The sequence below is a fragment of the Acidilutibacter cellobiosedens genome (assembly GCF_004103715.1).
Taxonomy (GTDB): domain Bacteria; phylum Bacillota; class Clostridia; order Tissierellales; family Acidilutibacteraceae; genus Acidilutibacter; species Acidilutibacter cellobiosedens.
Map to the genome: position 1 here is coordinate 34,807 of NZ_CP035282.1, position 11,259 is coordinate 46,065.

General features: G+C 32.9%; 10 protein-coding genes and 2 tRNA genes. All 12 read left to right on the forward strand.

Annotated features, from left to right (window positions below):
• Positions 1-7 precede the first annotated feature (7 nt).
• The 12 genes from EQM13_RS00175 (at position 8) to EQM13_RS00230 (ending at position 10,771) form a co-directional block, all read left to right on the forward strand.
• Positions 8-2,014, forward strand: coding sequence for a DHH family phosphoesterase (locus EQM13_RS00175; RefSeq protein WP_071140565.1), 2,007 nt, complete (start codon positions 8-10; stop codon positions 2,012-2,014).
• On the forward strand, positions 2,011-2,457 hold the full coding sequence (gene rplI / locus EQM13_RS00180) for a 50S ribosomal protein L9 (RefSeq protein WP_128751578.1): 447 nt from the start codon (positions 2,011-2,013) through the stop codon (positions 2,455-2,457). Before EQM13_RS00175 ends, rplI begins: the two co-directional genes overlap by 4 nt.
• Positions 2,458-2,484: 27 nt before the next feature.
• Positions 2,485-3,807, forward strand: coding sequence for a replicative DNA helicase (gene dnaB / locus EQM13_RS00185; protein ID WP_083381924.1), 1,323 nt, complete (start codon positions 2,485-2,487; stop codon positions 3,805-3,807).
• 61 nt (positions 3,808-3,868) lie between these two features.
• Positions 3,869-4,453, forward strand: a complete 585-nt coding sequence (locus tag EQM13_RS00190; protein WP_071140568.1) for a GNAT family N-acetyltransferase — start codon at positions 3,869-3,871, stop codon at positions 4,451-4,453.
• Positions 4,454-4,518: 65 nt separating this feature from the next.
• Positions 4,519-5,616: a DnaD domain protein gene (locus EQM13_RS00195; protein ID WP_071140569.1), complete on the forward strand. Its 1,098-nt coding sequence runs from the start codon at positions 4,519-4,521 to the stop codon at positions 5,614-5,616.
• Between the two features lie 3 nt (positions 5,617-5,619).
• Complete coding sequence (locus EQM13_RS00200) at positions 5,620-6,597, forward strand: ATP-binding protein (protein ID WP_071140570.1); 978 nt, start codon at positions 5,620-5,622, stop codon at positions 6,595-6,597.
• A gap of 19 nt (positions 6,598-6,616) precedes the next feature.
• Positions 6,617-7,138: a transcription repressor NadR gene (locus EQM13_RS00205; protein ID WP_071140571.1), complete on the forward strand. Its 522-nt coding sequence runs from the start codon at positions 6,617-6,619 to the stop codon at positions 7,136-7,138.
• Between the two features lie 67 nt (positions 7,139-7,205).
• Complete coding sequence (locus EQM13_RS00210) at positions 7,206-8,699, forward strand: M1 family metallopeptidase (protein ID WP_128751579.1); 1,494 nt, start codon at positions 7,206-7,208, stop codon at positions 8,697-8,699.
• A gap of 439 nt (positions 8,700-9,138) precedes the next feature.
• Positions 9,139-9,900: an SDR family NAD(P)-dependent oxidoreductase gene (locus EQM13_RS00215; RefSeq protein ID WP_071140572.1), complete on the forward strand. Its 762-nt coding sequence runs from the start codon at positions 9,139-9,141 to the stop codon at positions 9,898-9,900.
• A 129-nt stretch (positions 9,901-10,029) separates the two neighbouring features.
• Positions 10,030-10,106: transfer RNA gene (locus tag EQM13_RS00220), tRNA-Arg, on the forward strand.
• Positions 10,107-10,174: 68 nt separating this feature from the next.
• The gene (gene tadA, locus EQM13_RS00225) at positions 10,175-10,621 is read left to right on the forward strand and encodes a tRNA adenosine(34) deaminase TadA (protein WP_071140573.1); all 447 of its coding nucleotides are present in this window, start codon (positions 10,175-10,177) and stop codon (positions 10,619-10,621) included.
• A gap of 61 nt (positions 10,622-10,682) precedes the next feature.
• Positions 10,683-10,771: transfer RNA gene (locus tag EQM13_RS00230), tRNA-Ser, on the forward strand.
• Positions 10,772-11,259 lie beyond the last annotated feature (488 nt).

Consider the following 11,259-nt stretch of genomic DNA (forward strand, 5'->3'; position numbering starts at 1 on the left):
GATATATATGAAAAATAAAAAAATTTTAGATCTTATTGCTCCGGATACAAAGGTATATCTTTGGATAATAGGAGTGCTTTTAGTTATATTATCATTTTATGAACCCATAATTGCATTTTTAGGGGTAATTCTTCTGGGATATTTAATTTTCTATTATTGGAGAAATGTCCATATTAAAAAAGAAGAATGGACAAAATATATAGAAAGCTTAACTGAGGAACTTGACTCTGCTACTAAACATGCAATATTTAATATGCCGATTCCTCTGACTATTGTGGAAATAGATGGAACTATTAACTGGTATAATACTCAGTTCCTTGATATGGTTGAAGACAAGGATATCTTAAATAAGAATTTGGAGTTAATCATTCCTGGATTTAAAATAGATTATATACACGAGAAAAAGGATTTATCTCCTATTGAGATATCTTTCAGGGATAGATATTATAAGGTTTATTACAACATTGTAAATTTAAAGAAAACGACGACGGCTAAAGACGCTATAATAATGCTTTATTGGATTGACAATACAGCTTTTTCAATCCTTAGGCATAAATATATTGATGAAAAAATGTGTTTGGGAATTATTCAGGTAGATAACTATGATGAGGTAAGAAACAACACCGATGAGGGAAACAGGCCCTTGGTCTTTGCTGAGATAGATAAACGAATAAATGAATTCATGATCAGGATTAATGGCTGTGTAAGGAAATACGAAAATGATAAATATATAATAATACTTGAAAACAGATATTTGGAATCCTCGGAATTAAAAAAGTTCGATATATTAGATCAAATCAGAGAGATAAATATGGGAAATAAAATTCCGGTAACATTAAGTATAGGAGTGGGAGTGAATGGAGAGAATCCATTTCAAACCTATGAATATGCCAGGGCAGCCATAGATATTGCTCTCGGTAGAGGTGGAGACCAAGCCGTTGTTAAGAGACCAAGCAGGTTTAATTTCTATGGAGGTAAAACTCAAGCCGTAGAGAAGAGAAATAAGGTTAAAGCCAGGGTTATATCCCATGCTTTAAGACAATTAATCGATCAGTCGGAAAAGGTATTTGTTATGGGACATAAAATTGCTGATATGGATTCTTTCGGAGCAAGCATTGGCATATTGAGAGTTGCTAAAAACAGAAATAAAAAGGCTTACATGGTTCTCAGAGGAATTAATCCTTCTATTAAAAATTTATATGATAGAATGAGAGAAGAACAGCCTGAATATTTAGATCAGATAATCACACCGGAAGAGGCAAATAACATTGCAGATAAGTCTTCAATATTGATAGTAGTCGATAATCACAGACCCAGCTATACTGAAGACCCGGATTTGCTTAATATTATTGAAAAGGCAGTTCTCATAGATCATCATAGGAGAGGAGAAGAATTTATAAAAGATCCGGTATTAATGTATTTAGAACCTTACGCTTCCTCTACATGTGAACTTGTAACGGAAATACTTTATTATATGTCTGACAAATTGGAACTTACCAGATTTGAGGCTGATTCCCTCTTGGCGGGAATAAGTGTTGATACTAAAAATTTCACTTTCCAAACCGGTGTCAGAACTTTCGAAGCTGCTTCTTTTTTGAAGAGAGCAGGAGCCGACACTACAAGTGTAAGAAAATTATTTAAAGATGATTTTGACACTTATGTTTGTAAAGCCGAAGTGATAAGAGATGCAGTTATAATTCATGGAAAGATAGCAATATCAAGATTCCCGAAAGAAACGGAGGATTCTTTACTGATAGCAGCTCAAGCTGCAAATGACCTTTTAAATATAAATGGAATAGTAGCTTCCTTTGTTTTGACTTTAAGTAGTGGAAAAGTTCATATAAGCGGTAGATCTACAGGAGAGATAAGCGTACAGCTTATTTTGGAGAAATTAGGAGGAGGGGGACATTTGACTAGTGCAGGTGCTCAGCTGGAAAATACCACTATTGATGACGCAGAAATATTGCTTAAAAAGAATTTAGATGAATATTTAAGGGAGGGTGAAGATGAATGAAAGTAATATTGCTTGAAGATGTAAAAGGATTAGGTAAAAAAGGAGATTTGGTAAATGCTAAAGATGGATATGTGAGAAACTTTCTTTTTCCCAAGAATTTAGTTATAGAGGCAACAGAAGGTAATTTAAAAGTTTTAAAGGATAAGAAGAAATCGGAAGAAAATAAGAAAAAAGCTGAATACGAAAAAGCGTTAAAATTGAAGGAGACTATTGAAAAAGTAGATATTGAAATAAAGAGGAAAGCCGGAGAAGGCGGGAAGCTTTTTGGTTCAATTACTTCAAAAGATATAGCGGAAGTACTTAAAAGTAAATACAATATAGATTTAGATAAGAGAAAAATTGTTCTTCAAGATAATATTAAATCCATTGGAGCAACTACAGTGGAAGTGAAAATACATCAGGATGTTTCGGCAATTATAAAGATAAAAGTTGAGGAAGAGTAGAGGTGATACAAAATAGAAACTCAAATATTGGGGAAAATACCTCCTCATAGCTTGGAATCGGAGCAGTCTATACTGGGAGCCATGATTATAGACAAAGAAGCAATAAATACGGCTATTGAAAATATTAAGGCTGAAGACTTTTATAAAGAAGCGAATAAGGAAATATTTGAGACAATAATTGAATTATATAATCGGAACGAACCGGTAGATCTGATTACCCTTTCAGAAGAATTAAAAAGAAGAAATACCTTAGAAAATGTAGGAGGGCTGACGTATCTCTCCAATCTTTCAAATGGAATTTCAACTACTGCAAATACAAAATATTATTGCAAAATAGTTGAGGAGAAATCTGTATTAAGGCGTCTCATAAAATCTTGCGATGAAATAATGACTAAAAGTTTTGAAGACAGCGAAGAAGTAAATAGAATTATTGAAATGGCAGAAAAAAGTATATTCGATATTACCCAAGGGCGAAACAGGAAGGGGGTTTTGCCCATAAAAGAAGTTTTGCTTGAAAGCTTTTCAAGGATTGAAGAGATGGCTTCAAAAGAAGGGGGATTAACAGGTCTTACTACAGGATTTACGGATTTGGATAATAAGCTCTCAGGATTGCAGAAATCTGATTTAATACTTTTGGCTGCCAGACCGTCTATGGGGAAAACCGCTTTAGGTTTGAATATCGGTTTGAACAGTGCTTTAAAGGGAGATGCTAATGTAGCAATATTTAGCCTTGAAATGTCAAAGGAGCAGTTGGTTCAGAGAATGCTTAGCTCAGCTTCCCATGTGAATTTGCAGAATATTATCAGCGGTAATCTAAATGAAGAGGAATGGATGAAAATAATTGAATCCATGGGCCCCCTTTCCCAGACTAAGATATATATTGACGATACAGCAGGGATTTCTTTAATGGAAATGAAAGCAAAATGCAGAAAACTAAAAATTGAGAAAGGATTGGATTTAATAATAATAGATTATCTTCAACTTATGCAGGCAGATGGCTATCATGAAAGCAGACAGCAGGAAATATCAGCTATATCCAGAGGCCTTAAAGCTCTTGCAAAGGAAATGGAATGTCCGGTATTAGCTCTTTCTCAATTATCCCGTGCTCCTGAGTTAAGGGCAGATCATAAACCTATGCTCTCTGACCTGAGAGAATCCGGTGCTATTGAGCAGGATGCGGATATAGTACTGTTCTTATACAGAGATGAATATTATAATCCGGATACTGAAAAGAAGAATACAGGTGAAATAATAATTTCAAAACATAGAAATGGGCCTACAGGATCAGTGGAACTGGTTTGGATGGGCCAATACACTAAGTTTTTAAATATGGAGAAATTTAGAGAATAATTTATAATAATTACTTCGAGATTTTTTCGAAGTAATTTCTTTAAAGAGGATGGGGAAGAGTATGGAGATAGCATCGGGAGAAAGGATAAAGATATATCATCTTACATTAGAAGATGTAATGCTTATGTCGAAATGGGGAATTCATAAAAATCCTCTTTTCAACGATTATAATTTTTCTGCAATGAATAATGATGAATTAATAGAATGGTATAGATTTAAGACATCTTTTAAATCAAAAAAATATTTTTCTGTATATAATGAAGAGGATAATTTCATTGGATATTTAGGTATTAAAAATATAAGAAATATAATGAAAGAATCAACATTAGGGGTAGCCTTTGATCCGAATTATATGAATCAAGGATACGGAACAGAGGCTATAAAGGCATTTTTGAAATATTATTTTATAAATTTAAATATGAGGATACTTTTTCTGAAAGTAGCAAAATTTAACAAGAGAGCTAAAAGATGTTATGAAAAATGTGGGTTTGTAGTTTGCAATGAATATTTAAAAATATATGACAATCAGCTTTTAGATCTAAACAATCCTTATTATTTAGAAGAGAAAGATTCCTTTGTTATTAAGAACAAAAAAATATATAATTATATATATAAGATGAAGGTAGACAAAAAAATTATTAAATAGAAAAGTTTATTAAGTGAAAGTTATTATAGAACATGGCAAGAATATAAAAATAAGGTGGAATTAATATGGACTTTTTTCTTAAACCTGAAGAGATGGATCTGGGAGATACTCCAATTGAAAATATATTTATTAATAATTTCATGCCTATGGCCGATGGAACTTGTGTAAAAGTATATATTTTAGGATATAAGTGTGCTTATGATAAGGATGAAAATATCGAGGTTAATAATGAAACCATTGCTAAACATTTAGATATCCCGTTGGCAGATGTATTAAGAGCGTGGGATTTCTGGGAAGAAAAAGGTATTATTGAAAAGATAAAAGCTGATGAAGAGGATAAATACAATTATAAGGTAAAATTTTTAAATCTAAAGGAATTATATATAAAAAATAATTATACTCAAATTACCGTTTCGTCCGTTGAAAATAAGAGGGCAGATTATTATTCCTGCGGCGTTAAGGATATACTGGAAGCTAATACATCTCCTATTATTCAAAATATGTTTAAAGAAATAGAGTATGTATTTAGGAGACCATTGTTTCCTGAAGAAAAAAGAAAGATATTGGATTGGATGTATAACTATAATTTAAATCCGGATATTGTGGTAAAGGCATTTTTTTACTCCGTTGAGATAAAAGGAAATAAAAACATATACGGAGTAGAAAGGATTATTAAAAAATGGAGCAGTATGGGCGTAATAAATGTAGAATCCCTGATGAATTATTTAGAAAAAAAAGGAGAAAGAATGTATGCCTATGAGAAAGTTCTTAAATCTTTGGGAGTGGTCGGAAGAGTAATTACAGACGGAGAAAGAAAAGTTGTTGACAGGTGGTTTGATGAGTATCATTTTACCATGGAAATGATTTTAAAGGCATGTGAAAATTCCAGCAAAACCACTAATCCGTCAGTTAATTATATTCAGGGAATACTTTCTTCATGGCATTCAAAAGGGATAAAGACTGTCGAGGATATTGAAAAGAAGGATAAACCTGCTGAGAAGAAAGAATATAAAAGGGATTATCAAAAGCAAAAAGATTATAAGGTAACAAAAACCAGATTTCATAACTTTGAACAGAGAAGCGATAAGTACACAGCCAAACAATTGGAAGAAATGGCGAGGAAAAAGAGAGAAGGATATTATTTAAAATCCAAAGGGGATTAGCTTATGAATAATCAGTTAATAAGAGAAGTTTTGAAAGAATTTGAAATAAAAAGGGATAAGGCTACGTTGGAGCAAAAATTAAGGCAGAGGGAGGTATACAAAAAAATACCTGAAGTTAAGGAAATAGATAAAGAAATATCACAAACAGGTATTTTAATTTCAAAGTCAATACTTGAAAATCCTGAAAGCTATAAAAGTAATGCAAAGAAAATCAGAGAGAGATTAGAAAAACTGAAAATGAGAAAAGCAGTTCTTTTAACAGAAAATAATATTCCTGCGGATTATATTGAAGTTAAATATGAATGTGATAAATGTAAAGACACAGGATACCTTCCTGATGGAAAGAAATGCAGCTGTTTAAGGCAATCTTTGATTAACAAGGCATATAAAATGTCCAATATAGAAGCTGTACTTGAAAAAGAAAATTTTCAGACTTTTAAGATTGACATTTTTTCAAATGATCCCTTTGAAGAAGAAAAATTAACACCAAGAGATAATATGATGGATATTTTAAGCATATGCGAGAGTTTTGTAAGTAATTTTGATATAAAAAATGATGAGAATCTTCTCTTCTATGGGACTACAGGATTGGGCAAGACTTTTATGTGCAATTGTATTGCTAAATCCCTCTTGGATAAGAATAAAATTGTAATATATCAAACGGCTTTCAAGATAATGGAAATAATTGAAGACCATAAATTCAGGAGAAATGAAGGGGATGATTCGAATTATAATTCCTTATTTGATACGGATCTGCTGATTATTGATGATCTGGGAACGGAAGTTTCAAATACCTTTACTAATGCAGAAATATTTAATATTGTAAATACCAGGCTTATAGAAAGAAAGAAAACAATTATTTCTACAAATTTAACTCCAAGGGAAATTTCAGAGATTTATACCGACAGGATATTTTCAAGAATATTTGAGAAATTTGCCCCTCTCAAATTTTATGGACCTGATTTGAGATGGGAACAATAATAAGAAAGAGGAGTTTCTTATGGATTCTAATGAAAGAAGAGAAAAAATATTAAATATACTTAAGCAGAGCAAAAAGCCTATAAAAGGAATAGGGCTTGCAGCTGAATTTAAAGTGTCAAGGCAAGTAATAGTACAAGATATTGCAATTTTAAGAGCAAAAGGAGATAACATTATCGCTACACCACAAGGATATATAATTCCTGATTCAGTAAAGACTGATACGATTGTAAAAACTATAGTATGTAAACATTCGGGAGGAGAAGAAATGGAAGACGAATTGAATACTATAGTTGATATGGGAGGAAAGGTAATTGATGTAATAGTTGAACACCCTATATATGGAGAGATAAAAGGTCTCCTTTTAATTTCCTCCAGATTGGATGTAAAAAATTTTATGAAAAATGTGAAACAGAGTAATGCAGAACCTTTGTCTTTGCTTACGGAAGGAATACATATCCATTCCATTGAAGTAAAAAATGAAGATAGTTTTAAAAACATCGTAAATGCTCTTAAAGAAAAAAAATATTTGATAAATTTTTAAATAAATAATAGACAAATAATAATTTTTTTATATAATCTGGGAATACAATAATATTGGGGTGATAAATGTGAATAGAAAAAGATGGTTGCTTTTTGTAATCATAGTAATTATTGTATCCTTTGCCTTTTTAGGCGTTATAAAGACTGAAGAAAATGATTATCCTAATATTATTGTAAGTAATTATGATGGAATTGATAAAGAGAGTGTAAACAACTATAAAATAGAAGTAGAGATAAATACTCAAGAGAAGATGTATTATGGTAAGGAATGGGTCAGTTATACTAATAATACACAAAATGTTTTAAAGGAGCTGTTTTTTCATATATATCCCAATGCTTTTAAGGATAAAAAAACAGCTCCTTTATTAAATGGATATATGTTGGAAAGAGATTTTGATCCTGGATATATTAATTTAAAAAAAATTGAGGTTGATGGGAAAGAAGCTGAGTTTATTATAGAGGGGGACAAAGACACTGTTCTTAAAGTAAAACTTCAGCATTTTTTAAAAGAAAGTGAAAAAGCAAATATATATTTGGAATTTGAAGGCAAAATACCGAGAACAGAAGATAGGTTCGGCTATGGAAATAAAAGTATTAATTTTGGGAATTGGTATCCTATACTTGCTGTATATGATGAAAGTGGGTGGAATACTGAACCATATTATAGCATTGGAGACCCTTTTTACAGCTGTGTTTCTAACTATGTGGTAAATATCACTGTTCCTGAAGATATAATTGTTGCTACCAGTGGCAAGATTGTTAAAGAAAAGAAAAGGGGAAACAAAAAAGTTTTTGAAATAGAAGGAAATTTAATAAGAGATTTTGCTTTTTCCATAAGCAATGATTATATCGTAAGGAAGAGAAATGTAGACGGTATCTTAATGAGTTCTTATTCTTTTACCGATGATGATGAAATAAATGAATATATTCTTGACACAGGACAGAAAGCATTAACTTTATTTAGTAAGGTATTCGGTAAGTACCCCTACAGCAATTTTTCTATTGTTGCATCGGACTTTTCAGGAGGAATGGAATATCCTGAATTTATAATGATAGGAGAAGATTATTATGATAATGATTATCTTCCTGCCCTTGAAAATGTAATAGTCCATGAAACAGCTCATCAATGGTGGTATGGATTGGTTGGAAACAATGAGATAGATGAGGCGTGGTTAGATGAATCTCTTGCCACTTATTCGGAAAGTATATATATAGGAGAGACATACGGAGAAAAAGAAAGAGATAGATATATGGACATTTTGAAGATAAACTATGAACATATGAAAGACGCTCTTAAGTTTGATGAAACAGTAGTGAAACCATTAAGCAAATTTAAAGATTGGGATGACTACGGATCTTTGGTGTATACAAAAGGAGCTTTATTTATTGACAGTATAAGAAAAGACTATGGAGAAAAGGCCCTTTATCGCATTTTAAATAGATATTATGAGGAGTTCAAATATTTAAATGCAACTACCGAGAACTTTAAAAGAGTATGCGAAGATGTTACAGGAGATGATTTTACCCCGAGAATGAATTTATGGCTTTATGGAATAGATTAAAGTGGAGGTATTTTCCTCCACTTTTAAGTCTACTATCTTCCGCCACCCCAGTTGCCACATCCAACACCGCCAAAGAGGACAACTAAAAGAAGAAAGAAAAATAACAAACTGGAATCGTCGCCCCAGCCTCCCGTTGTATCTGCCATAATATATAACCCTCCTTATACAAATCGTATTTTGGATTTACCTAATACATTATATAAAGAAACATTATTTTTTGTTACAACAAATTTTAATTTATAAGTTGCAGAGACTTTATCCGACAGTGGCATACTTTATGGAAATGTGGTATAATGAAATCGCCATAAATGAACGGTTGAAACCATCACCGCTGCGTATTGCTGGTTGAGTTGCGATGATGATTTACAGTGTAAAAGTAACAGCATCACGAACAGGAAGAGGAATACCATATTTCCACGGACAGGAGGAAAGATTCTCTATGAAAAATATTGTAATTACAGGTGCAGCGGATGGTATTGGATATTATTTAGTGAGGCAACTTTTACTAGAAGGTTATAATGTAACGGTTTTGGATTTAAATATCGACAATCTTAGTGAATTGTGTAAAAAGTATAGTTCTCTTTCTGCAAAAGTTTGTGATGTTCGGGATTTAAGACAAATGAAAGAGTGTGTGAGTGAAAGTGTAAAAAAATATGGGAGCATTGATTGTGCGATACATAACGCTTGTCTGTGTACGTTTGCAGGTATGGAGCAAACCGAAGAAAAAACGTATCATGATGTAATAGACGTCAATTATTTTGGTGCGCTTCATTTATCACAGATGGTTTTACCATACATGAAGGACCAAAGAAGTGGAAGGGTTATATTTACCAGTTCTGGAGTCGGTGTGATGGGTTTTGTCAATATCAGTCCTTATGCTTCGAGCAAAGGGGCGATTGAATCACTTGCTAAGTGTCTTAACATTGAATATCAAGATTACGGCATCAGTTTTCATATCTTCCATCCACCTCTTACTAGAACTAAATCCGCAGGACCTTTGCCCGTTCCTAAAGAGTTTATGGCTGATCCTGAGAAAGTTGGAACTGGACTTGCAAGGCATATACAAAATAAGTCTTTTGTTATCTGTCATAGCTTTGGGCAAAAGGTACAGACATTAGTCTGCTATTTGTTCCCCATTAAGATGGGTAAACTTATGAGTAAAATGACGGCTAAGTATGCTGCAGAAAATAACAAAAAGTAAAGGAGAATAAGCAAACAAGCTGTCATGAATAAGATATATAACATAGATATACTAAAACTCTGTCAGGGAAAATAAGAAATTGACTTTTTTTATAAAATAGTATAAAATATATAATTGTTGAATTAACCTGCACCCGTAGCTCAGTAGGATAGAGCAACGCCCTCCTAAGGCGTGTGCCGGGGGTTCGATTCCTCTCGGGTGCACCAAGATGCTTATTACAGTTATCGCATCATTGATATATATGATGCGATGATTTTTGCTTAGGTGATTTAATATGGATGAGTTTTTTATGAGATTGGCATTAGAAGAGGCACGTAAGGCATATAGCATTGGAGAAGTTCCTGTGGGAGCTGTTATAGTTCATAACGAAAAAGTTATATCCAATGGATGTAATATGAAGGAGACATTAAAGGATCCTACTGATCATGCAGAAATTATAGCTATAAGAGGCGCAAGTAAATATTTAGGGGGATGGAGGCTTTCAGGATGTATTATGTATGTAACCTTAGAACCTTGTCCTATGTGTATAGGAGCAATTTTGAACTCAAGAATTGATAGACTGGTAATAGGAACAAGAGATCCTAAAATGGGAGCCTGCGGAACTTTAATTGATCTAACCAATAATGAAAAGTTTAACCATAATGTAAATGTAAGCTTTGGAGTATTAGAGAAAGAATGTTCAGATATAATAAAAAAATTTTTTCATGAATTAAGAAAATAGACTTATTTTTATTCTTGGTTTTGCAGATGGAAAATAGTAATATGTAGGATATAGTAAATAGGGAGAAGTATCGAAGCGGTTGTAACGAGCCGCACTCGAAATGCGGTTGTCCGCAAGGACACGTGGGTTCGAATCCCACCTTCTCCGCCAGAAGATTAGGTCAAAATAGATGCAGGGCTGAAAAAGCCAGTGTTTATGCGGCCTGACGAGGGTTTTGAATGAAAAATTCAAGACCCTCGTTTTTCATAGATGCACCCTGCTTTTTAACAAGAAAGCGGGGTGTTTCTCGTTTTTGGCGGGAATCAGTCCGGAAAACAAATAAAGCTCATATATCTGATAGGTAACTTTAAATAGATGTGTTCTTGGTTATAGAAAAACACAACCGTTCTTTGCGCTCAAAATTTAAGAAAAAGGATTACCCCACGAAGATGAATTGCAAACCATGTATTTTGCGTTGAGATTAGCACACATTCCTATAAAAAACATTCAAAACGGAAACACAAAACAATCGTTTCCTATATAATGGCCGATTCATTTAGGAAATGTTCACGCTTAATTTACGATTCAGCCGCCCGTCATTTATTGAGCCCCCAAAACCTTACATGCAATGTAAGTGTTTTTCATCGTCTTGCTCCGTT

Bases quoted from the DNA above. Each gene is read 5' to 3' on its own strand.
- EQM13_RS00200 (WP_071140570.1), top strand. From the start codon at position 5,620: ATGAATAATCAGTTAATAAGAGAAGTTTTGAAAGAATTTGAAATAAAA.
- tadA (WP_071140573.1), top strand. From the start codon at position 10,175: ATGGATGAGTTTTTTATGAGATTGGCATTAGAAGAGGCACGTAAGGCA.
- EQM13_RS00190 (WP_071140568.1), top strand. From the start codon at position 3,869: ATGGAGATAGCATCGGGAGAAAGGATAAAGATATATCATCTTACATTA.
- EQM13_RS00175 (WP_071140565.1), top strand. From the start codon at position 8: ATGAAAAATAAAAAAATTTTAGATCTTATTGCTCCGGATACAAAGGTA.
- rplI (WP_128751578.1), top strand. From the start codon at position 2,011: ATGAAAGTAATATTGCTTGAAGATGTAAAAGGATTAGGTAAAAAAGGA.
- EQM13_RS00195 (WP_071140569.1), top strand. From the start codon at position 4,519: ATGGACTTTTTTCTTAAACCTGAAGAGATGGATCTGGGAGATACTCCA.
- EQM13_RS00215 (WP_071140572.1), top strand. From the start codon at position 9,139: ATGAAAAATATTGTAATTACAGGTGCAGCGGATGGTATTGGATATTAT.
- EQM13_RS00205 (WP_071140571.1), top strand. From the start codon at position 6,617: ATGGATTCTAATGAAAGAAGAGAAAAAATATTAAATATACTTAAGCAG.